Source organism: Rhodococcoides fascians NBRC 12155 = LMG 3623, assembly GCF_001894785.1.
Lineage (GTDB): Bacteria > Actinomycetota > Actinomycetes > Mycobacteriales > Mycobacteriaceae > Rhodococcoides > Rhodococcoides fascians.
The window spans coordinates 40,813-64,027 of record NZ_BCWW01000017.1 but is presented as its reverse complement, the minus strand read 5'-3'; the positions used below and the strand labels follow the sequence as shown (position 1 = coordinate 64,027).

At 60.6% G+C, this 23,215-nt stretch carries 21 protein-coding genes; 19 read left to right on the top strand and 2 right to left on the bottom strand.

Features of this window, described 5'->3' with window-relative positions; translation table 11 throughout:
* Positions 1-29: 29 nt before the first annotated feature.
* Positions 30-2,231 carry an MMPL family transporter gene (locus tag RFA01S_RS24855; RefSeq protein WP_052069823.1) on the bottom strand — a complete coding sequence of 734 codons (2,202 nt, stop codon included), beginning with the start codon at positions 2,229-2,231 and terminating at the stop codon, positions 30-32.
* Between the two features lie 98 nt (positions 2,232-2,329).
* Between RFA01S_RS24855 and RFA01S_RS24850 the strand changes: the two genes are divergently transcribed.
* Entirely contained in the window at positions 2,330-2,968 is a 639-nt protein-coding gene (locus tag RFA01S_RS24850) for a TetR/AcrR family transcriptional regulator (RefSeq protein ID WP_015586117.1), read from the top strand.
* Between the two features lie 322 nt (positions 2,969-3,290).
* On the opposite strand, the gene RFA01S_RS24845 is transcribed toward RFA01S_RS24850, so the two are convergent.
* Positions 3,291-4,253 carry a LysR family transcriptional regulator ArgP gene (locus tag RFA01S_RS24845; RefSeq protein ID WP_015586118.1) on the bottom strand — a complete coding sequence of 321 codons (963 nt, stop codon included), beginning with the start codon at positions 4,251-4,253 and terminating at the stop codon, positions 3,291-3,293.
* Between the two features lie 75 nt (positions 4,254-4,328).
* Between RFA01S_RS24845 and RFA01S_RS24840 the strand changes: the two genes are divergently transcribed.
* The 18 genes from RFA01S_RS24840 to RFA01S_RS24750 all read left to right on the top strand — a co-directional run bounded on the left by RFA01S_RS24840 (position 4,329) and on the right by RFA01S_RS24750 (position 23,212).
* Positions 4,329-4,952 carry a LysE family translocator gene (locus RFA01S_RS24840; protein WP_032364998.1) on the top strand — a complete coding sequence of 208 codons (624 nt, stop codon included), beginning with the start codon at positions 4,329-4,331 and terminating at the stop codon, positions 4,950-4,952.
* A 204-nt stretch (positions 4,953-5,156) separates the two neighbouring features.
* Complete coding sequence (gene argH, locus RFA01S_RS24835) at positions 5,157-6,674, top strand: argininosuccinate lyase (protein WP_052047792.1); 1,518 nt, start codon at positions 5,157-5,159, stop codon at positions 6,672-6,674.
* The gene (locus tag RFA01S_RS24830; RefSeq protein WP_015586121.1) at positions 6,671-7,858 is read left to right on the top strand and encodes an argininosuccinate synthase; all 1,188 of its coding nucleotides are present in this window, start codon (positions 6,671-6,673) and stop codon (positions 7,856-7,858) included. Before argH ends, RFA01S_RS24830 begins: the two co-directional genes overlap by 4 nt.
* Entirely contained in the window at positions 7,855-8,433 is a 579-nt protein-coding gene (locus RFA01S_RS24825; RefSeq protein WP_032364999.1) for a formyltransferase family protein, read from the top strand. Before RFA01S_RS24830 ends, RFA01S_RS24825 begins: the two co-directional genes overlap by 4 nt.
* On the top strand, positions 8,430-9,254 hold the full coding sequence (locus tag RFA01S_RS24820; protein ID WP_052047791.1) for an enoyl-CoA hydratase/isomerase family protein: 825 nt from the start codon (positions 8,430-8,432) through the stop codon (positions 9,252-9,254). Before RFA01S_RS24825 ends, RFA01S_RS24820 begins: the two co-directional genes overlap by 4 nt.
* Positions 9,251-10,411 carry an asparagine synthase C-terminal domain-containing protein gene (locus RFA01S_RS24815; RefSeq protein WP_052053091.1) on the top strand — a complete coding sequence of 387 codons (1,161 nt, stop codon included), beginning with the start codon at positions 9,251-9,253 and terminating at the stop codon, positions 10,409-10,411. The genes RFA01S_RS24820 and RFA01S_RS24815 overlap by 4 nt, the downstream gene beginning before the upstream one ends.
* Complete coding sequence (locus RFA01S_RS24810; protein ID WP_015586125.1) at positions 10,408-11,151, top strand: TauD/TfdA family dioxygenase; 744 nt, start codon at positions 10,408-10,410, stop codon at positions 11,149-11,151. The genes RFA01S_RS24815 and RFA01S_RS24810 overlap by 4 nt, the downstream gene beginning before the upstream one ends.
* Complete coding sequence (locus tag RFA01S_RS24805) at positions 11,144-12,610, top strand: class I adenylate-forming enzyme family protein (protein WP_032365002.1); 1,467 nt, start codon at positions 11,144-11,146, stop codon at positions 12,608-12,610. Before RFA01S_RS24810 ends, RFA01S_RS24805 begins: the two co-directional genes overlap by 8 nt.
* On the top strand, positions 12,592-13,803 hold the full coding sequence (argJ, locus tag RFA01S_RS24800) for a bifunctional glutamate N-acetyltransferase/amino-acid acetyltransferase ArgJ (protein WP_306430905.1): 1,212 nt from the start codon (positions 12,592-12,594) through the stop codon (positions 13,801-13,803). The genes RFA01S_RS24805 and argJ overlap by 19 nt, the downstream gene beginning before the upstream one ends.
* Positions 13,804-13,939: 136 nt before the next feature.
* Positions 13,940-14,986, top strand: coding sequence for a helix-turn-helix domain-containing protein (locus tag RFA01S_RS28595; RefSeq protein WP_080730062.1), 1,047 nt, complete (start codon positions 13,940-13,942; stop codon positions 14,984-14,986).
* A gap of 610 nt (positions 14,987-15,596) precedes the next feature.
* Positions 15,597-16,448: an SAM-dependent methyltransferase gene (locus RFA01S_RS24790; protein ID WP_015586129.1), complete on the top strand. Its 852-nt coding sequence runs from the start codon at positions 15,597-15,599 to the stop codon at positions 16,446-16,448.
* 39 nt (positions 16,449-16,487) lie between these two features.
* On the top strand, positions 16,488-17,339 hold the full coding sequence (locus RFA01S_RS24785) for an SAM-dependent methyltransferase (protein ID WP_032365004.1): 852 nt from the start codon (positions 16,488-16,490) through the stop codon (positions 17,337-17,339).
* A 95-nt stretch (positions 17,340-17,434) separates the two neighbouring features.
* The gene (locus tag RFA01S_RS24780) at positions 17,435-18,634 is read left to right on the top strand and encodes a cytochrome P450 (protein WP_015586131.1); all 1,200 of its coding nucleotides are present in this window, start codon (positions 17,435-17,437) and stop codon (positions 18,632-18,634) included.
* Positions 18,635-18,647: 13 nt separating this feature from the next.
* Positions 18,648-19,562, top strand: coding sequence for a thiamine pyrophosphate-binding protein (locus RFA01S_RS24770; protein WP_080730063.1), 915 nt, complete (start codon positions 18,648-18,650; stop codon positions 19,560-19,562).
* Positions 19,563-19,568: 6 nt separating this feature from the next.
* The gene (locus tag RFA01S_RS24765; protein WP_015586133.1) at positions 19,569-20,507 is read left to right on the top strand and encodes a transketolase family protein; all 939 of its coding nucleotides are present in this window, start codon (positions 19,569-19,571) and stop codon (positions 20,505-20,507) included.
* 28 nt (positions 20,508-20,535) lie between these two features.
* On the top strand, positions 20,536-21,303 hold the full coding sequence (fas4, locus tag RFA01S_RS24760) for an adenylate dimethylallyltransferase Fas4 (protein WP_015586134.1): 768 nt from the start codon (positions 20,536-20,538) through the stop codon (positions 21,301-21,303).
* A complete protein-coding gene (locus RFA01S_RS24755; RefSeq protein ID WP_032365005.1) occupies positions 21,300-22,616 on the top strand; it encodes an FAD-binding protein in 1,317 nt (438 codons plus the stop codon). Before fas4 ends, RFA01S_RS24755 begins: the two co-directional genes overlap by 4 nt.
* Positions 22,616-23,212: an LOG family protein gene (locus RFA01S_RS24750; protein ID WP_015586136.1), complete on the top strand. Its 597-nt coding sequence runs from the start codon at positions 22,616-22,618 to the stop codon at positions 23,210-23,212. Before RFA01S_RS24755 ends, RFA01S_RS24750 begins: the two co-directional genes overlap by 1 nt.
* Positions 23,213-23,215 lie beyond the last annotated feature (3 nt).

The following is a 23,215-nucleotide window of genomic DNA, read 5'->3' as shown; positions in this document are numbered from 1 at the left end:
TGGTGGCTGGGAGCGTGCGAGTGCAGTGCTCATACAGGGGTTTTGGGTCTTCCAGGGTCGACTTCGGTACCAGGTGTATCGACGCGTGGAGCATCGGTGATGCCGATGAGCTGGTGCAGGCGTGCCAGTGGGCGCGGTGCCCACCAGTTCCAGCGGCCGGTCAGGGCCATGATGGAGGGGACGAGGATCGCTCGGATGACGGTGGCGTCGATCAGGACCGCCAGTGCCATGCCGATTCCGAGTTGCTGAAGGAAGGTCACCCCGGAAGTGGCGTAGGTGGCGAAGGATGCGGCCAGGATGAGAGCTGCTGCGGTGACGACGGGTGCGGAGCGTGAGATGCCATCGATGATGGATTGGCGATTGTCTCCGGTACGGTCGAATTCTTCTTTGATGCGCGAGAGCAGGAAGACTTCGTAGTCCATCGACAGGCCGTAGGCGATGCAGAACATCAGGATGGGGATGCTCGGCTCGATGGCACCGGTAGGGGTGAAACCCAGCAGCCCAGCAAGATTGCCGTTCTGAAAACCCCACACCAGGACACCGAACATGACCGTCAGTGACAGCAGATTCAGAATGGTGGCTTTGATGGGGGCGATGATCGATCCGGTCATCACGAACAGAATGGCGAAGGTGATCAGTGCAATGAGCACGGCCACGAGCGGGAGCCGGGCGGTGACGCCGTCGGTGTAGTCGTCGAGCATCGCGGGTGAGCCGCCGACGAGTACCTGGCCGGGAGGCTCCACCGACCGTACCGCGGAGACGAATCCGGCTCTGTCGTCCAGTGATTCGCGAGTCGGTACCACCGAGAGGTAGCTGCCTGCGGTGTCGGGAGTGAAACGGACGGCGCCGTTCGGTGGAGCAGTGAGCGCCCTGTCGGGTTCGACGGTGCCCAGTGCGCTGTCCACTCGTAGCACCTGGGGCAGTGCTGCGAGATCGGAGGCGTACCGAGCGAGGCCGTCCGGTGCGATGGTCGGTGCGACGAGCAGAATTGCGTCTGCATCCTCGCTGGCGTAGTCGTCGCGGATGGTGTCGTACAGGGCGCGGACCGGAACCGACTGCGGCAGGATGCGATCGTCCGGTGCGCCGAACCGAACGCCTAGTACCGGCGCTCCGAGCAGTATCAAGATCACCACACCGGCGATCGCGAACACTGCAGGTCGGCCGGTCGTGGCCACGGTGATCCGCCGCCACACGGTACTTCCGTCGGTGTCCGGTTCCTTGCGCCGTAAGGCGCGGTGCCCGAGCAGCACCAATGCGGCCGGGAGTACGACCGTAGCGGCGAGCACGGCGGTGGCGACGACGGCTATCCCGGCGTAGGCGAACGAGGCCAGGAACGGGAACGGGAAGACCAGCAGAACGGCCAGTGACGCGGCGACGGTGGCGCCGGAGAACATGATGGTGCGTCCGGCTGCCTGCGCTGCTCGCTGCACGGCCAACGTCAGGTCAGCGGTGCGGCGGGCTTCCTCTCGGAAGCGGTAGATCAGGAACAGTCCGTAATCGACGCCGAGTGCAATGCCCATCACCAGCGCGATGTTCGCCGCGAAGGTCGATACTTCGGTGAAGGCTGCCACCACGCGCATGATGGCCAGGGTGCCGACGACGGAGAACAGTCCGGTTGCGAAGACCACTGCGGCGAGACGGAGCCGCCGTAGGACGGCCCACAACAGTGCGATCACCAGCGGGGCGATGATCAGCTCTGCTCGGAGAAAGTCGGTCCTGGATTGTTCTGCGACGGAGCGGAACACCTCGTCGCTGCCGCCGAGAGCGATGTCGATGTTCGAGGTAGCCGACCGGCTGAGTGCCTCGTCGAGAGCGGGAAGGACCTGTTGCCGGATTTCGGTGGCGTCGCCCGGTGCCCACGCCTGGATCAGCGCCGAGCTGCCGTCCCCGGCGGCGAGGGTCGGAACCTCTTCGGTCCAGTAGGACCATGTGTCGTCGATGCCGGGGAAGGTGTCGACGAACTCGGTCAGACGTAACCCGTCCGCGGCGACGGCCGAGCTGTCGACGTCGCCGGTCTTCGCGGTGACGAGGATGGTGATGTTGGGTGTGCCGGTCTGAAAGGTGTCGTTGAGCAGCGCCTCGGCTGCCGCAGACGGGGCGTTGGTCGCCTCGAACCTGTTCAGGGACAGTGCATTCATCGCACCGGCAGCGACTGCTGCGAGCACGAGGAAGAGGACGCCGGCCACTACGAGGGTGAGGCCGGGTCGAGTTGTGGCGAATCGGGTGGGCATCGCGGGTCCCCCTGCTACCGTGGATACGAGCGATTGCTCGTGATTTGCGAGAATACGAGCGAAAGCTCGTCTTGTCTACCGGAAAGCCTGGAGTTCACATGCCGAATACCTCGACGCCAACTACCTCTCCTGCACCCAAGCGTCAGGATCGCGGACTCAAGCGCATCGCTGCGATCCTCGACGGTGCGGAGGAGTTGTTCGGAGAAGTCGGGTTCGACGCAGCGACCACGAACGCTATCGCCAGCAAATCGGGCATGTCACCGGGTTCGCTGTACCAGTTCTTCAGAAACAAGGAAGACATCGCCGCAGCATTGGCGGAACGCTACGTCGTGGAGTTGACCGACGCCCAATCGGCCGCGGTCGATCCGCGACCGGACGGCTTCGTGGAATCTCTACCGCAGTTCATCGACCGGGCCGTCGACAATATGGTCGCCTTCAATGCGGCCAATCCGGCTTTCCTGCAACTGTTCTCGCGAGCAGATACCCAGCCTGCCCTGTATACCGCAGTCGTACCATTGCAGAGCGAACTCTCCCAGAGGGTCGCCCAGACCTTGGCCGCACTCGCACCGACCCTGTCCAGCGAACGCATCGACCTCCACGCGCTGGTGGCCTTGCAGATCACCCGCGGAATGATGCCCGTCATCGCCGCAGAAAAAACTAACAAGAAGGACCAGCTCGTGACCGAGCTCAAGGCGGCACTGATTCGTTACCTGTCCGAGGCACTCGCCTCACCCTGACGGAACAGAGACCCGCGCCGCCGCAGGCCGTGCGTACTCCCAGTCTGAAAAAAGCTGCAGCAGTAGCTGTTTTGACGTTTTTCAGTTGTGCTGCCAGCAATCACTGCTTTTCGTACACTATGGGATCCGCGCCGATCGATACTTCGATGCGTGGTGGAGCATTCGGTCGAGGCTCAACGCCCCGCGTCGTATGCTCGGTCAGCGATCGGCGACCTTAGGCGCGCACCCGGCGGCGGACCATGCGACCGGCGTGCATCGCCGCAACTTTGGTCCAATCAGGGTGTGCAATTAGCCGTCACAGCTGGACCGATGACCGCCGGACTCACGCAGGTTCCGGTGTTGCCGCGCCGGTCACCGCATGACCTGGGGGACGGTTCGCTGTTTTTCGTTCTTTGGGTGTGTCGATCAATGCGTTATGTGCAGCATCGCGTACCCAGCCTGTGATTCTGTCGAGGGTTTCGGATGGCAGGTGCCATCGTTGCCAATACAGGGGAATGGTGACGTTGTGGTCGGGGTCGAGGTGAACGAGTGTCCCGTCGGCGAGGTCGCGTGCGATTTGTCCTTCCGGTAGCACGCCCCACCCGAGTCCGAGTCGAGCTGCAGTCAGGAATTCGCGGTTCGATGGGAGGTAGTGGATCGGGGGCTCACGGTGCGCCTTGATCTTGCGTAGATAGGCGTGTTGCAGGTCGTCCTTTTTGTCGAATCGCAGCATCGGGAGGCGGCTGGGATCGCAACCGTCGGAGTCGGCGTCGCGAATGAGTGAGGGTGCGCACGCGGGCCAATAGACCATGGCTCCGAGCGGTTCGACCGTACAGCCAGGTGCTGCGGTGCGTGAGGTCGTCACGGCGGCCATGACCGCGCCTTGACGCAGTAGAGCGTCTGTATGGTCCTGATCTTCGATGTGGAGGTCCAGCAGTATCCGTCGGTCGACGGCTATCGCTTTCATCACCGGTTGGAACCACGTCGAGACCGAATCGGCATTGATAGCAAGTGAAAAGCGCAGCGGTGCAGCAGTATTCGTTGTCGTTGAGCCGCCGCGTAGCTCAGCGTCGGCGTCGACGGTGAGGACTTCGATCTGCCGCGCGAGTCGGAGCAGGGCTTGCCCGTTTCTGGTGGGTAGTACCGGCCTGGTTCGCTGTAGCAGCGCGGCCCCCGACGCTCGTTCGAGCGCGGTAATGCGTTGGCTGACTGCAGAAGACGAGATGTGCAACGCCGTTGCAGCTCCCTCGAACGACCCTGAATCGCAGATCGCGGCAAGTGTGGCGAGCTGATCGTGGTTGTACATCCACAAATACTAAACCTAGATCAGCGATACTTAGGAAACGTGCATCGATGCTGGAGCGGTCGTACCGTTCTTGCCGTGAACAACCCCGTTCTGGCCTATCTCCCCGTCGCTATCGTCTTCGGAATAATCCCAGGTCCTGACGTCATGTTGGCGGTCAAGCACTCGCTTACCGGCGGTGTGCGTCACGGCATCGCCGTAGCTTTGGGTGCGGCGACGGGGTCGATGGCCTGGGGCATCGCTGCGGCCGTGGGGTTGGCGTCCTTGCTCACCAGCGTCCCCGGGGCATTCGACGCGGTACGTATCGCAGGTGCCGCCTACCTGGTGTTTCTAGGAATTCAGAGTATCTGGCAGCGCAAGGGCAGCTTCACCGACGTCGATGCCGCGACTTACAACGCGCACCAGCCGAAGTGGTCGCGAGCGTTCATGACCGGTTTCGTCGCGGACCTGTTGAATCCGAAAATGGGTGCGTTCTACCTGGCGGTGCTGCCGCAGTTCATTCCGCGCGACGGGAACGTTTTCGTTTGGTCCATGCTGCTCATGTCGATCGAGTTCGTGGTGGCGCTGATATGTCTGTCCTCGTACGCACTTCTTGCCTCGTCCGCTCGCCGGTTCTTGGAGAAGGGCCGCTTGGGGGCGTGGCTCGAGCGTGGACTGGGTGTTGTTCTGGTGGGATTCGGCGTCCGGCTGGCCTTCGAGTAAACACCCCCGCCGTCCGAGCCCTTCTCCCTTCGCTCTTTCAACTACTCGACCCGAGCCCGACCTGACTTGATTGTGTAACGACGCCTTGGCCCGGGTCCGCGCCCCGGGCCGTCCAATCCCGCCAGGTCTTGGCTTTGCCGTGCCCTAACCCGAACTTTCCTGTACCGAAACCGAACCATCACGCACACAGAGGGGTACCGATCAATGAGCGAAAAGCTCTGGGGTGGAAGATTCTCCACCGATATCACCGACGATGTACTTCGCTACACAGAGACAGCATCGGTAGACAGCAGAATGCTCGAACACGACCTGTGGCAGAACATCGCTCATGTTCTGATGCTCGGTCGCGCGGGAATCAACACCGAACCCGACACCAAAGCGCTTCTCGCTGGGCTGCTCGACATGGAGAGCAGCCGAGCCGACGGTGGATTGCAGCTCGACGTCCGACAAGAAGATGTGCACCTCAACACCGAATTCATGCTCATCGAACGGATCGGACCCGTCGGCGGCCGCATGCACACCGCACGGTCCCGAAACGATCAGGTGCAGACCGACGCACGCATGGTCACCCGCGAGTGGCTGCTCGATGCCAGCGAAGAACTGCTCATGTTCGTGCAGGATCTGCTCGGGTGCCCCGAGTCGGAACGAGAAGCAGTTCTACCCGGCTACACGCATTCGCAGGCAGCGCAACCGATTTCGGTAGCATTTTGGAAGGCTGCGCACGCACAGGCCTTGCTGCGTGATGCCTCCCGACTGATGGATGCCTGGAAGCGCATCAACATCAATCCGCTCGGCGCGTGTGCGCTCGCCGGAACTACATTCGCCCTGGACCGCGATTACACCTCCCGGCTTCTCGGGTTCGATGCACCGATGGTCAATGCGCTCGATGCGACGTCGACGAGGGACTGGACAGTCGAAGTAGCGGGCGCAGCTGCCAGCGGTGCTGTGAATCTATCTCGCATGCAGGAAGAGATCGTCACCTGGAGCTCGAACGAATACGCTCTCGCCGAAGTGCACGATTCGTTCGCGACCGGTAGCTCGATCATGCCGCAGAAGAAGAATCCGGTGGTTGCAGAACTGGCGCGAGGGAAGTCCGGTCGCGCGGTGGGTGCGCTGGTGCAACTGCTGGTGATGGAGAAGTCGGTCGGTCTCGGGTACAGCTGCGACCTGCAGGAGGACAAACCGGTTTACTGGGGCGCCCTCGATACGTACCTCGACACCATTCGCCTGTGCCGACGCCAGAACCTGCACACCGCGTTCGACGGTGCTCGCGGCAGAGCCCTGTGCTGGGACAACTTCTCGACCGCGACAGAGATCGCCAACATCTTGGTCTCTCGGTTCGACGTTCCTTTCCGCACAGCCCACCGCATCACCGGTGACCTCGTCAACGCCGCCCTCGCAGCCGGTCACACCCTGCGCAACGTCGCGTTCACCACCACTTTCCTCCGCGAGGAACACGACATCGACATCAGTGAGGTCGACATGAAGCAGATATGCGATCCGCTCCACACACTGCGCAGCTACATCTCTGCCGGATCCACCGGACCGACGCGGGTCTCCGAACAGCAGGAGCAAGGCCTGGCCGACGTGACCGACAGACTCGCCGAAATCCGGCAAGCCAGAACCCGCCTCTGGGAGGCGAAGGCGGAATGCCTACGAGCAGCGCGATCCGTCGTCGGCGGCGTGAGCGTGCCCGAACTCGCGATGGAGGTCGGGGTATGAGCATCGTCCTGGCATATTCCGGCGGATTGGACACATCCGTTGCCGTGCACTGGCTCAAAGAGCGCTATCAGACCGAGGTCATCGCGTACTGCGCGAACCTCGGCCAAATCGAGGACCTCGAGGCCGTCTCGAAGCGCGCAACCGCGGCCGGCGCGTCGGAAGTTATCGTCGAAGACGTCCGAGACCTGTTCCTCCACGACTATGCAATCCCGGCTCTCGCCGCCGGCGCTGCATACGAGGGAAAATATCTTCTGGCTGCACCGTTGTCTCGACCGTTGATCGCCGAGCGGCTGGTCAGCATCGCTCGCGAACGCGGTGCATCCGCAGTCGCTCACGGTGCCACGGGCAAGGGAAACGATCAGGTCCGGTTCTACACCTCCGTGCGGGCGTTGGCTCCCGAGCTCGACATCCTCGCACCTGTCATCGATTGGGAAATGACCTCCCGCGGTAGCGAAATTGCCTACGCCGATCGTCACGGTATCGATGTGGGTGTCAGCAAGACGACGCCGTACAGCATCGACACCAATATCTGGGGCACCAGCATCGAGTGCGGGGATCTCGACCTCATCGACCACGCTCCACCGCCCGATGCATGGCAGATCACGACCGCGCCGGTGCAGGCACCGGATCGTCCAACAACGATCACGATCGAGTTCGAAGCAGGCATCCCCGTCGCTCTCGACGGCCGCAAGCTCGACCTGATCGACCTGGTCAGCGAACTCGGGGACACAGCGGCCGCGAACGGTATCGGGCGTACCGAAATTCTCGAGAGCCGCATCGTCGGATTCAAGAGCCGCGGAATCTACGAAGCACCCGCTGCAACAGTTCTTCTCGCTGCACGAACCGATCTCGAAGCACTCGTACTGGACCGAGAGACGCTCCACCACAAGCGGTCCATCGCCGACCAGTACGCAGAGTTGGTCTACTACGGCTACTGGTTCACCGATCTGCGTGCAGCACTCGATGCTTACTGCGCCCGTCTGGCTCACCGCGTGACGGGCACAGTGACCGTCGAGCTGTACAAGGGCTCCGCTCGATGCATCGGCCGGACGTCCCCGAAATACGGCCGATACAGCTCGGCTCTGGCCGATTACGAAGAGGCAGACACCTTTCTACACGAAGCAGGTGCCGGATTCGCGTACTGCTGGGCTCTCCCACTCACCGAAGGAGTTGTCACTCGATGAAAGACACCCGCTCTGTTCTGCTCATCTCCGACGGATCACGGTGGGGCGAACTCGCCCACGACTTTCTCCGCCGCAGATTCGCCGACGTCGACTGGTTTGCCTGGGACTACGGCGATCCAGTAACTCGATCGTTCGATCAGTGGCACGGGTGCGACCTGCTTCTGTCCTTCAAATCGGACTTCATCCTGTCCGAGGCCACACTCGATCGAGTGCGGGAACTGGCCGTGAACTTCCACCCGGCGACCCCGAACTACCGAGGGATCGGCGGATATCGCTACGCGATCGACGACAACCAGACGCAATTCGGGGCCACCTGCCACATCATCACCCCGAAGGTAGATGGCGGTCCGATCATCGCAGTCGACCGATTCGACATCGTCCCAGGCGAATCCGAGACGAGCTTGAGCGAACGCACCGCCGCCGCCGCACTGGCTCAATTCCATCGAATCGTCACCACAATATGCAACGGCACCGCTATCAGCGCCGATCACAGCGAACAATGGGGACAACGTCTCTACACACGCCGCGCCCTCGACGCAGACCGCCGAAAGCGTGGGGAGCTGGTCGAAGCGTGAGAACACTGCACTCACCCTCCGCCACCCACGAGCCCCACGATCGGCCCAGGTCGCCCGAAGCCCATGGCGGTACTGCAGTTCGCAACGGCCCCTTGGCGATCATCGAATTCGACGGTGAAGGACACAACACGTTCTCCACAGACAAGATGCGCGGCATCACCGAGTTGGTCTGGCAGCTAGGGGACACCCCGGATGTCGAGGGGCTGGTTCTGTACGGGGGAGACGGTCGATCCTTCGGTGTCGGCGGTGACTTCAACGAAGTCAAGGACTTCACGGGAGGCTCCGAGGTCAACCGATGGATCGACGCCTGCGTGGACATGTATCGAGCAGTTCTGTCGATCTCGAAACCGACCGTGGCAGTCATCGACAAATACTGCATCGGCATCGGTCTTCAGTTGGCACTGTGCGCCGACTGGCGCATCGGAACGTCGACGTCGGACCTCCGTATGCCCGAGCTCAAGTTGGGTATCTCCTGCATACTCGGAGCTCCGCTCCTGCAACGCCGAGTAGGGCCTGCCGTGGCGAATCGAATGATCATCGGGTGCGATCGATGGCTCGGTACCACCGCACTCTCCGACGGCCTCCTCGATGAACTCGTTGCAGCCCATAGTGACCCGCTCGCTGCAGGATGCACCCGAGCACAGGCACTGGCCGAGTACCAATCGGTGCCGTTTGCCCGCACCAAGGCGTTCGTCAACCACGATCTGCTGCTCGACATGGAACGAGCCCGTATTGCAGCAATAGCCGGCCACCGAGCGGGGTTCGCTGCAGGCGATGCGGCCCAACAGAAGATGCGCACAATTGTCGGAGACAACCCATGACCCCAACCGATCATGGGTGGGTCGTCTTTTCGCACAGCGGCCGCATCCGCCGTGTTGGCGGACATACCGGCCCCGTTCTGAACCGCAACGACGGAACAGTCATGATCACGACGCCGCTGCACGGCGAATGCCGAGTCTTTCTCTCCCGCACCGATGATGCACGGACATGGGCGGTGGGAGCGCAATTCGCGGCGACCGCCGCGAGTGTCGGTCACCGCGCAGGAACCACCACGGCACTTCGCCCCGGGACGACTCTGGTCTGCTCCGCCGACGGAGAGTTGTCGGTGCACCGCGCTGTCCCCCGATCGTCGCCGTCGGGCGGTGTCCCAGGGTGTTCGCTCGAACAGGCCATGGGGTGGCTCGACCATGGATTACGCACTGCAGCAACGGAAATCGCATCGTCGGGTCGTCCCATTCGCTTACTGCTCTCCGGTGGTGTCGACTCCGGACTCCTCGCCTCCTACTTGTGGAGGGCCGGTGCCGACGTCCGTGCACTGACCCTCCGCACACCCTGGGGTGACGAAATCGACGGTGCCTCTCGAACAGCGCGCCACGTCGGTCTGCCGCTCGACGTCATCGACGTCACCGCACAGGAATCGACAGCGGCGATCTACCCGTGCATGCAGCACACTCAATCCGATGATGCAGAAGTCATCACCGTGCATCTGCTGGTGACAGTGGCCTTCGAGTTGGCGCGAGCATGTGGTGCCGACCTCGTGACCGGACTCGGCAGCGATCTGCTCAACGCCGGAAGCGATTTCGGTATGGGCGCAGTCGCCGGCGATCTGAACGAACGTATCGACGACGCCAGCGCATCAGGAATGATGGTGACCGGCCAATTCACCCCAGGGCCGCGCATGTACCACCCGTACTGGAGTCCTGCTCTACTGCACCTTCAACAGAGTGTCCCCGCTCAGCTGAAGACCGTCGACGGCATCGAAAAGTACTACCTCCGCGAGCTCGCGGCCTACCAACTGCCCCGTGAGACTGCGTTCGGGAGAAAAGTCGCAATCCACCAAGGGGCGGGTTTGTCAGCAGGGTTGGACGGCGCGCTCGGAGAACAACTGGCTGCCGTCTGTGCCCAAATCCGGGCACAGACCCTCGATGAGGTCCCTCTGGGAAACCACGATGTTGCGGTCGGCGGTGAGCAGCGGTGACGGCCACCGATCCCGGAGATCTCGCGGCAGTGGCCACCCGGGATGGATTCGCTCTGGTCGGCGACGTCGACTTCGGCAGAAGCGACTTCGAGGTCTTCGTGCAGGGGCTCGGGACTCTCGCCACACATCGGTTCGGCACCGGAAGCGCAGGTCTGCTCGATCTCGACGCAAGCCCGCTACCGGACCGCGTCGTCACCGGGCGCAGTGCCCTGCCTCTGCACACCGACGGCACACTTGTCGGGACCTGTCCCAAATACATTGCGCTGTATTGCAATGCAGTCGATCAGCCCACAGGATCCGGACGCACAGAACTCTGTCTGCAATCGGATCTACTCGATGCAACACTCCCACCGGACCTGAGCACGGTGACCGACGTGGATTGGGAGTACTACGTCACCGACCAATCCCACTTTCCCGACGTCGCGCACCGCTGGCTGTCGATTCCACCTGCAGTGCGATCAGCAACGGGGACAACGCGGTTGAACGTGGCACTCCCGTTCACCGAGGAACGGACCACCCCCGCAGGATGGTCGGTCCGTCTGGCGGGCTCGACCGAAGAAGACAGCCGGGCCGTCTTCGCACGGCTCGACTCCTACCTGCGGGGCAGTACCAGCTTCTACTCGCACGACTGGGCCCCGGGTGATCTTCTCGTCCTCGACAACGAACAGGTTCTGCACGGGCGGACAACGATCGAACCGGGCAGCGTCAGACACTTGTTCCGAGGACAGATCAATGTCTGACGCGCGAGGGTTCCTCGCCGCACTGAACAGCATGCCCCAACAGGATCAGGACGCACTTCACCAGGGACGACGCCATACGACGTTCGGGGAGCTGTCGGCCGCGGCGATGGCATGGCGTGATGCACTGGCACCGGTGATCGACGAAGGCGACGTGGTCGTCGTCGATCATCACCCCGGGGCCGCAGACTTCGTTGCAGCACTACTGGGAACGATGGCCGCCGGCGGCGTGCACCTGGCGAGCCGGACGCGGCATCCAGCATGGGACCGACTGAGCGCACTGGGCCGCCGCTGGCACGCCATTACCGACCACGACATCGACCCCGACCTGCCCGAACTGGCCTCCGTGTTCGATGCAGCAACCCGAAAGCTCCGATACTGCAACCCAACGCGTCAATGCGACGTGACCGAGCACGACACCGTGCGAGGAAGAATCCTCGAAACATCCGGATCGAGTGGTGAGCCGAAATGGGTGTACTGGACCGAGGAATCGCTGTTCGCCGACCGCACCGACTGGTGCCAGCAGCTCGGTCTGACAGCCGACGATGTGATCATCAACATCCACCCCCTCGATTTCGCGCACGGGATGGACGTTCACGTTCTCGCGGGCTTGCTCTCGGGAGCACCCACGGTGCACCTCGACGCCGGTCTCCCGGCCTCTGCCCACGCGAGAGCGATTTGCGACTGGAACGGTACCTATATGAGCGCCCTTCCCTCGCACTACGACGCGATCGCAGCGTCACCGGCGGCATCGGAGCGAATGGGTGAACACCTGACCACCGCACTGACGGGCGGGGCTCTCCTGACGCCGACCACTGCGCGACTGATCCACCAGCGGTGCGGGGTCCACCTACGCAGGCTCTACGGGGCCACCGAGTGCGGCATCATGTGCGCAGATCTGCGGCCACAGTTGCAGAGCGCGGCCGAACTGCGGCCCCTACCCGGGGTGGAGATGCGAGTGCGCCCCATCCACGGAATCGACGCAGATACCTATCGAGTGGGCGAGCCCGAATTCCGCCGAGCGCACCGAGCCGAAGGCTACTGGGGACACCCGGACCGTACACAGAGCGCATTCACGGACGGCTGGTATCGAAGCGGGGACGCGGTGATGGTCCACGACAACGGTGCCATCAACGTCCTGGGCCGCATCGATGACGTATGGACAAACAACCACGGTCAACTCTGTTCGGCAGGCGTCCTGGTCGACGAGATCACCGCACTCGACGAGGTCGACGAGGTCGTCGTCTTCGCCCCAACGGCCACAGGAGCAGACACACCGACGACAGTACTGTGCCGCCTGGCACCCACCGGGGCAGACCTCGGACGAATCCACCTTCGCGTCACCGAAGTGATGAACAGCTGCGGTCTCATCGGAAAGATCACTCTGATGTCCGACTGGCCGAAAACGTCTGTCGGCAAGCCCGACCGGCGCGCATTGCTGGCATGGTGCAGAGCGTCCTGAGTTCGACATCACACGGATCAGAAAGGGCAGACATGAGCGCCGCGTCCCCACAAGGGTTTCACTGCTGGACAACCCATTTAGGACTGGCAGACGAAGGTAAAGACGACTTCTCCATGGTCATCTCCGACAGGCCGTGCACCTCGTCGGTCGTTTTCACGAAGTCACTGTTCGCGGGCCCCTGCGTCACCTTGAGCAAGACCTCGATCGAGCAGACCAGTCCGCGCGGGGTCCTCGTGTTGGCGAAGAACGCCAACGTCGCGACCGGCGCGGAAGGGCTCCGCAACGCCAGCGAGATACGCGCATCCGTCGCACGAACCGTAGGAATCGAACCCGATGCCCTGATAATGGCCTCCACCGGAGTCATCGGAGTGCAATATCCGATGGACACCATCCGCGCCGGACTCGACGGGCTCGGCCAGGGAACACCACTCGACGCGCACGCGGTGGCCCGAGCGATCATGACCACCGACACCCGCGCCAAGGTCTCCGAACGAGCCGTCGGCACCAGCACCATCGTTGGAATCGCGAAGGGCGTCGGGATGATAGAACCGGACATGGCGACCATGCTGTCGTTTGTCTTCACCGACGCCGACGTCCCCCAGGACACGCTCAACCGAATCTTTCGTGACGTTGTCGACCGCACCTACAACTCGGTCTCGATCGACACCGACACCTCCACCAGCGACACAGCGGCGGTCTTCGCCAATGGTGCCGCCGGCCCGGTACCCGATACCGAGTTCGAGCAGGCTCTCGAGGAAGTGTGCACGGATCTGGTGAAAATGATTGCCAGCGACGGCGAAGGTGCGACCAAGCTGATCGTCACTACGGTCTCGGGTGCATCGAGCGAGCGCCAAGCGCGCGTGGTCGGGAAGTCGATCATCAACTCTCCCTTGGTCAAGACGATGATCCACGGTGAAGACCCCAACTGGGGTCGAGTTCTCATGGCTATCGGAAAATGTAGCAACGAGGTGGACATAGAACCCGACAGAATCCGAGTCGCATTCGCGGACATCGATGTGTATCCGAGCTCGTCACTCGACCAGCACGACACCGTCGAGGTGGTTCGTGAACACCTTGCAACTGCCACCGTCGAGATCAACGTAGACCTCGGAATCGGCACCGACACCTGGAGAGTGTTCGGTTGCGACCTCACCGATGAATACATTCGAATAAACGCGGACTACACCACATAGAGATCACTCCAATCACTTCACCAACAGGCCGCAGTAACGTGGAGTGGGCATCCGGCCTCGACGCCTCGACCTGTCGAAGCCGTTACAGCACGTCGCCTGTGGCCGTTGATGTTGCCGGTTCTGCCGGACTCTGGACATGAGCAAATTAAAGACCGAACACGATTCGCGCCGGGGGGCGAAAATGGCTGCAACCGATAGAGAACCTTCAAAAAGGTTCCGAGACAATGCCCATAACGACCGCAATGCCACAACTCTGATCAAAACTTCCGACCACGCATCTAGCGAAGAGCGTAGTCACGAGCTGTACACCGTGTACGGAACCGCGTGTCACGCGCCTGAACGACAGTGTATGACACGACTCACTGCGCGAATAGTCGATGGGGACAGCTTAGCGTCGATTCGGTGCGGACCAGGAGAAATTACTCGTCGACAGGTTGATCTCGAAGCCGATCCACGATTCTCCGTGAGGATTCAATACGTCTTATCGGGCGAAGTAATTCTGTCGCAGAACGGCGTCCAAATATCGCTGAAGAGTGGAGGCATTGGCCTATACTATAGCGATTACAGTTATACAATGACTGTAACCCGTGCCAGCTGTTTAGCGGTAGTCACGTTACGGCAGAGGGTGGGCTCAAGAGAAGACTTCGACGCCGCCTCGGGTCGAGGTCTTCGCGTTGTGCCAAACGCTGAAGGTACGGGGAAAATACTCTCAGATACTTTACATTCTACTTCGAGAGAAATTGGAATGCTGAACACGTTCACGGCTCATAATGTCATCTCAGCCGTTCGATTACTGGCGTGGGAAGGAATGCACCCGCCCCATGGCCACGCACCGCCTGACCAGCAATCCGGCCTCGTAGCGACGGCGCGCTTGATGATCGAGAAGAATCTTTCTGATCCCACGCTCAATCCCGACCTACTCGCGCGCAAACTACATGTATCGGTTCGTCAGCTGCATCGCGCTTTCGAGCGAGAGGAGCGAACTCTGTCCGCTTATATAGCATATGAGCGCATTGAAAGGTGCGCTGCCGATTTGATCGACCCAAGCTTACAACAGATACCGATAGGCGACATCAGTGCGCGGTGGGGGCTTAGTGACCAGTCGAGACTTTCTCGGCTATTTCGCGAGTTGAAGGGTTGCTCGCCTTCGGAATTCAGAAGGTTTTACGCGGAACCCAGCTAATTCGAGAACACATCCACCGATCAATTCCGAGTGGTCAAGACCGGAACGAAGGTTCTCGTACCGGCGCGCCGCGTCGACGTGATCGAACTCGCTGGGCAACAAGTACACGACCGGGTGACGGATTCATCAAGACAAAATTCTTGACCTTGCTCGAGGTAGTGACGGTCCGGCTATCCGTCCACGGTAGCTACCACGCAACTCCGTCACGTCCGCGCGCACTCGCGCCGATCGGGGCATCGCCTTCACGGCATAAGACGATTGATCTGCGGGTTCTCGCGGTAGACGTGGCTGTAGTCGTTGTCGACTTTGGAGGGCCCGACTCCGAGGACTTGATCGTTGGCCGGTTGCGGCTTCCATGGTCTCCTCACGGCCGGCGCAGATGGGTGCCTACCTGCACTGGACCCCGTAGGGGACTTCGACCCCACTTGTCGCACGGTGCCAAAGTTTTGTCGCTTCGCGACGAAGAGCTGTGGAGGTATTTCCGCAATTAATTTCGATAAGTAGCGTCGAAGACATCATCAAGTCGCCGACCTTGCAGGTCGCAATGGTTCATTCGACATGTCGACTTGAGATACAGAAATGATGGGGAGAACCGAAGAAGGAGACTGTGATGATCTCGGCAGATCAATATGCGCGCGATAGCTATGAACGTGAGTTGAAAGCTCACTGGGACGCTAAAACAACCGATGACATCAATCTCCTACTGGGCGCTGATGATGATCTTTACCACCATCACTACGCGATTGGCGATTTCGACCGCTCTATTCTGGATTCCGTAGGTGAGGAGCGAGAGAACGCGATTTTGCGAGAGTTGCATCGAATGGAGAATGATCAAGTCGGACTGATCCTCGACGCCCTCGGTCCTTTGCCGCCCAACTCTCGCGGCATGGATGCCGGGTCAGGTCGCGGGGGAACATCTTTTCGTCTCGCTGGAGCGACGGAGAGCCGAATCGACGGCGTCAATTTTTGCGAACATCACGTCGCGTTCGCCGAGCAGATCGCACGCAAACGCGGTTGGGATAGCCGCGTTCAATTCCACCTCGGGAACATGCTGCAGGCACCATTTCCTGATCACACTTTCGATTTCGTGGTCTCAAACGAGACGACGATGTACGCCGACGCGTACGAAGCAATGGCCGAGTTCTCCCGCCTACTGCGACGGGGCGGTCGCTACGTAATGACCACCTGGTGCCGCAACGACGCAGTCGACCCACGCTCGGACGCGACAAGGCAGATCGATGAACATTACGTATGCCGAATGCACCGCCGAAGCACTTACTTCAAGGCCTTCGCGGCAAACGGCCTGATTCCGTACCGCGTGGCTCAGTACACACACGAAGCTATGCCGTACTGGGAGCTACGCAACAACAGCAAACTCCGCACCGGCGTTGAGGATGCGTTCCTCAGCGGCTACAGCGACGGTTCACTGAACTACCTAGTGATTGCGGCCGAACGCATCTGAGACATCCACCCGGAAACCACAAACTTGAAGGAGCCTGAAATGCCGAACCTCGACGTGGCAGTCCTCGGCCAGCATGACGTACAGCAGCGCCGCTACTGGGATGCCAAAAAATCCGACGATATCAACCTGCTGCTGGGCACTGAAGACGGCTTGTACCACCACCACTACGGAATCGGTGACTACGATCACTCTGTACTCGCTGCACCTGCGGAGCTGCGGGAGTCACTGATCCTGCGCGAACTTCACCGGATGGAGTCGCTGGAAATCAACCTTATCGTCGATGCATTAGGGGAGGTCTCACCGAGCTCTCGTGTCATGGACGCGGGATCGGGGCGAGGCGGAACGACCTTCACAATCGCTGATCGATTCGGCTGCCGGGTAGACGGGGTGAACTACTGCGCTCACCATGTCGAGTTCGCAGAGAAGTTGGCCCGTGAACGCGGGAGCTCGGACCGTGTGCAATTCCACTTCGCAAACATGGTTCAGGCCCCCTTCGAGGACAACACCTTCGATTACATCGTCTCCAACGAAACCACGATGTGTGTCGACCTAGGGGAGGCGTTCACCGAGTTCGCCCGGTTGCTGCGCCCCGGCGGCCGCTATGTCGCAGTCACCTGGTGCCGCAACGACGTAGTTGCTGAGCGTTCCGAGGCATCACGGTTGATCGACGAAGAATATCAGTGCGCTATGCACACCCGCAGTACTTATTTCCAAACTCTGGCAGCAAATGGTCTGGTGCCGTATCACGTTCAGCGATACACCGACGAAGCCATCCCGTACTGGGACCTGCGCAACCAGGCAGCGTTGCGCACAGGTGTCGAGGAACCATTCCTCCAGGGCTTCCGCGAACGCAGCATCGACTACTTGGTTATCGCGTGCGAGCGTCTGTAGCGGTGGCCTGAGATATCCGAGTTATCCACGCGCCAGCGATCCTCGGCATCGGCGCGCCACTTCGTCCTTCTACAAACAATCGAAGGGATTCCGGTATGGCCGGAACGGCTGATTTACCTTTAGAAATGCGACGCAACGGCCTGAACCCGACCGAAGAGCTCGCCCAGGTCCGTGACCGCGACGGTGTTATCCCAGTAGGAGAACTCTACGGGGCCCCGGCTTTTCTCGTCTGCCGTTACGAAGACGTCCGGCGAATCTTCGCAGACTCAAACCGGTTCAGCAACGCCCACACGCCAATGTTCGCAATACCCAGCGGCGGCGATGTGATTGAAGATGAACTAGCCGCCATGCGCGCCGGTAACCTCATCGGACTCGATCCCCCCGACCACACCCGCTTGCGTCATATCCTTGCTGCGGAGTTCTCAGTGCACCGGCTCAGTCGCCTGCAGCCGCGCATCGCAGAGATAGTGGACAGTGCATTGGATGGTCTCGAGCAAGCCGGGCAACCCGCCGACCTTATGGACCGTTACGCGCTACCAGTCTCTTTGCTCGTACTGTGTGAGCTGTTGGGAGTGCCCTATGCCGATCGCGACGAATTGCGAGATCGAACAGCACGCCTCCTGGATCTGTCGGCATCTGCAGAACAACGAGCGGTTGCCCAGCGAGAAGACCGTCGATACATGGCCACCCTGGTTACCCGTGCGCAGGAACAACCCGGTGACGACTTGTTGGGAATTCTGGCGCGCAAGATTGGCGACAACCTCAGCACCGACGAACTTATCAGCATCATCAGTCTGATCATGCTCGGTGGACACGAGACCACAGCAAGCATGATCGGCCTCAGTGTACTGGCCCTTTTGCATCACCCGGAACAAGCCGCCATGATGATCGAGGACCCGAACTGCGTCAATTCCGGAATTGAGGAATTATTGCGGTGGTTGTCGGTCGCCCATTCGCAGCCACCGCGCATGGCAGTAACCGAGGTGCAAATCGCCGGGGTGACCATTCCGGCAGGATCTTTCGTCATCCCGTCCCTATTGGCCGCTAATCGCGACAGCAATCTGACGGACAGACCCGACGACCTCGATATCACCAGGGGAGTAGCCGGTCACCTCGCCTTCGGGCATGGCGTCCATTTCTGTCTTGGGCATTCACTCGCTCGGATGACCCTGCGCACGGCCGTGCCGGCGGTACTGAGGCGCTTTCCCGACCTAGCCCTCTCACCCTCGCACGACGTTCGGCTCCGCTCCGCCAGCATTGTTCTCGGCCTCGAAGAACTACAGCTGACGTGGTGAGAAGCGAGCGGTCATGAAAGTCGTCGTGAACGAGCGGAGGTGTTTCGGCTCCGGTCAGTGCGTGCTCGTCGCGCCCGAGGTCTTCGAGCAGAGTAACGACGGCACAGTCACATTGCTCGTGGACAAACCTTCCCCAGACAACCATTCGCTGGTACGCGCGGCTGCACGTTCCTGCCCAGCTACTGCTATCCGCTTCGAAGAGAATGCGATGCGACAAGAGCCAACCGAATTCAGCTATGACGATCTGCCTGCTCTGATCTCCCGTATGCGGGGAGACGAAAGGCACTCGTTCTCATCCTCATCGACGATGGACGTGCTGTGGGTACTCTACGACGAAATCCTCAACGTATCCCCCGAGAGCCCCGACGACGACGACAGGGACCGCTTCTTGCTGTCCAAAGGTCACGGCCCGATGGCCTACTACGCGGTACTTGCGGCCAAAGGGTTCCTCCGACCAGAGCTCCTCGATACCTGGGCGACAAAGAACTCACCACTCGGCTTCGCGCCGGATCGAACCAAAATCTCGGGTGTAGAAATGTCGGGTGGCTCGCTCGGCCATGGCTTGCCGCTCGCAGTGGGCGTCGCGATGGGACTCCGTATACAAAATCGTCACGCACCGAGAGTCTTCGTGCTCATCGGCGATGGAGAGTTCGATGAGGGCAGCAACCACGAGGCGATGGCTTTTGCAGGACGCGCGCGCTTGAACCAACTGACGGTCATCGTCCTGGACAACGGCACGGCAAGTATGGGTTGGCCGCATGGAATCGATAAACGGTTCGACGGTGAGGGTTGGGACACAATCAACATCAACGGTGCTGACCATGAGGAGATCGCTGCGGCACTGAATCGAGATCACAACGACAGACCGCTCGCGGTGGTCGCCACCGTGACTCGGCAATCGGCCCGTTCGTCCATTCAGCAGAGATGAATCGCCATGAATTCCGCAGACACGCAAGAACCAAAGTCCTTCAACCACACTGACATGTGGACCGCATTCGGAACGACCATGTCTGGTGCATTGGAAACAGACCCCCGCGCCGTAGTTGTGCTGGCCGACATCGGAGCCCACCTCTTCAAAGCGGCCGCGATCGCAGATCCCAACCGCGTGATCAACGTAGGGATCAGGGAACAGCTGATGATGGGGGTAGCCGGCGGGCTCGCCATGTGTGGCATGCGACCCGTGGTACACACAGTCGCCGCCTTTCTCGTCGAGCGGCCTCTTGAACAAATAAAGCTGAACTTCGCCCAGCAAGATGTCGGCGCAGTCCTGGTCAGTTGGGGAGCCTCCTACGACTTGTCGGAGTTCGCCTTCTCCCATTTCACCCCGGGCGATATCACCGTCATCGATTCGATGCCCAACTGGACAGTTCACGTGCCAGGCCATCCACAGGAGGCCGCCGATCTTCTCCTCGAATCGCTACCAGGCGATGGACGGGTCTACCTACGGCTGTCGAGTCAGGTCAACCGTTACCCCCATGCGGTCCGAGGGACATCGTTCACACCTATCAAGTACGGCACCCGCGGAGTCGTCCTCGCAGTCGGGCCCTGTTTAGATGCGGTGCTGTCGGCAACCTCCATGCTCGACGTAACCATCCTCTACGCGGCGACGATTCGCCCCTTCGACGCCACGGGCCTGTGTGCCGCGGTGCAAGCCGTGAACCGTCCGAACGTCGTGTTGGTCGAGCCCTATCTGGCAGGCACCTCGGCGCACCAAGTCTCGTCCAGTCTCGTCAGCCATCCCCATCGGCTGCTCTCCCTGGGCGTTCGACGTGAGATGGAAGATCGCCACTACGGAACCCCCGACGACCACGACCACATTCACGGACTTGACGCCCGTTCCCTGAGTAATTCGATCAATTCCTTCCTCGGCTGAGCACGACCCGCGAGAGAAAGGAATCGGGATGAAGGAATCAACCATGGCACAGACGCAAGCAAGGTTTGATCGGGTGCGATGGGAACCCGGCGTATACGCAATCGTCGGTGCCACCGGAATTGGAAAGAGCGCCGAAGCGAGCAAGTTGGCATTGAGTCACTCGGCTCCGATTGTTGTTGCCGACCGTATCCAGTGTTACTCCGATCTCCTGGTCACCAGTGGTCGAGCGTTCGACGCGAAAGTGGAAGGGCTCAACCGCGTTTGGCTCGACAACCGGACCATACATCAGGGCAACTTCGATCCGGACGAGGCCTTTGACCGGCTGATAAAAGTACTGACCTCGTACGTTGATCGCGGCGAAGCGGTGGTAATGGAGGGCGGTTCGATATCGCTCATTCTTCGATTCGCGCAAACGATATCCAACCTACCGTTCCCAGCTGTCGTGAATGTTATGCCTATTCCTGATAGGCAACACTACTTTGCCCAGCAGTGCGCAAGGGCACGACAAATGTTACGGGGAGATTCAACGGGCAGGAATTTACTCACCGAACTGGCGGAAGCGTGGGTTCTAGGCGATCAGCACAACTTCATAGCCTCGGTTGCGGGTCTGGACTGTGTACTCGACTGGTGCGCCACGCATTCCGTAACACCAGAGGAGTTGGCCAACCGAGACCTCACCACGGAGGTGCTCGACGAACTGGCGGCATCAATGGGTGGCCGGTATGTCGAGCACGGCGTCCTTCAGCAGGAAATATTTTTAAGAACCTTCGGTGCCCCAGGTGTGACCGCCAGATGAGCGGGATCTGGCACACCGACGACGTGCACCTGACATCCGCCGGGGCTGATTTCGGAAACTGCATCCATGCGAAACCGTCCGTCGTTGTCGTGCCACGGACCGTGGCCGACGTGCAGGAAGCCCTGCGCTACACCGCGGCGCGGAACCTATCGCTCGCGGTGCGCGGATCCGGACACTCGACTTACGGGCAATGCCAGGCAGATGGCGGAGTCGTGCTGGACATGAAAAGGTTCAACACCGTCCACGACGTTCGATCGGGGCAGGCCACGATCGATGCGGGTGTGCGATGGAGCGACGTGGTCGCTGCCACGCTCAGCCGCCAGCAAACCCCTCCGGTACTCACCGACTATCTCGGGACCACCGTCGGCGGAACGCTTTCGGTCGGCGGCTTCGGGGGATCGAGTCACGGCTTTGGCTTGCAAACCGACAACGTGGACTCTCTTGCTGTAGTTACCGGATCGGGAGATTTTCGGGAATGCTCCGCCGTATCGAACAGTGAACTTTTCGACGCCGTGCGCGGCGGCCTCGGTCAATTCGGCGTAATCGTCAACGCGACAATCCGTCTGACCGCTGCTCACGAGTCGGTTCGACAGTACAAATTGCAGTATTCCAACCTCGGCGTATTCCTTGGCGACCAACTCCGCGCCATGTCCAACAGACTATTCGACCATGTACAAGGACGAATTCGTGTCGATGCCGACGGCCACTTACGTTATCGACTGGACCTAGCCAAGTACTTCACCCCACCACGAAGGCCAGACGACGATGCGCTGTTGTCATCGCTCCAATACGATTCGTGCGCCGAATACAACTCGGACGTAGATTATGGTGACTTTATCAACCGTATGGCGGATCAGGAGCTTGATCTTCGGCACACAGGTGAGTGGTTCTATCCACATCCATGGGCCAGCCTGCTGATCCCGGCAGACAAGATCGAGCAGTTCATCGAAACTACCAGCTCCTCATTGACGGATGACCTAGGAAACTCCGGGCTGATCATGGTTTACCCGATTCCAACAACACCGATCACCGCACCGTTCATTCCGATTCCTCACTGCGACACATTCTTCATGTTGGCCGTACTTCGAACAGCATCCCCAGGGGCCGAAGCCCGAATGATTGCCAGCAACCGCCTGCTCTATGAACAGGCTCGGGATGTAGGCGGGGTGGCCTACGCAGTCAATGCTGTCCCCATGTCACCGGGAGATTGGTGTACGCACTTCGGTTCGCGATGGCAGGCCATCGCACGGGCTAAGCGTCGCTTCGACCCATACAGGATCCTCGCCCCTGGATACAGAATGTCATTCGACTGATGAACCTTCGACCAATGCCCGCGACTACGGTCTCGGCACAGGCCCGCCCGACCCCCAAGAGCGTCACGGTCTTCTGCGGAGCTATGCCAGGGCGCGGGACCAAATATGGACAGCTCGCAGAGGGGATGGGGCGTGCGATTGCTAGATCGAAGCTGCGCCTCGTTTATGGTGGCGCCCGAGTCGGCCTCATGGGCACCCTCGCGAACGCGGCCTTGGACTCCGGCGGAACCGTCGTTGGCGTGATCCCTGAGAGCTTCACTGCGATACCCGAGGCTGCGCATCATGGACTGACAGAACTACACGTCGTCCATGACATGCACCAACGCAAAGCTCTCATGGCCGAACTCGGTGACGCATTCATTGCCCTCCCCGGCGGTGTCGGAACCGCAGAAGAGTTCTTCGAGGTCCTTACGTGGTCACACCTGGGGCTTCACAATAAACCCTGTGTACTGCTGAACGACAACGAGTATTACCGCCCCTTGCTCTCCTACATCGAGCACGCTGCCGTCGAAGGATTTATCACCCCCGCAACCCGGTCTCGCGTAATCGTCTGCAAAGACATCGAGGGGGCTATCGCGGCCATTCGCTCACCCTAATTA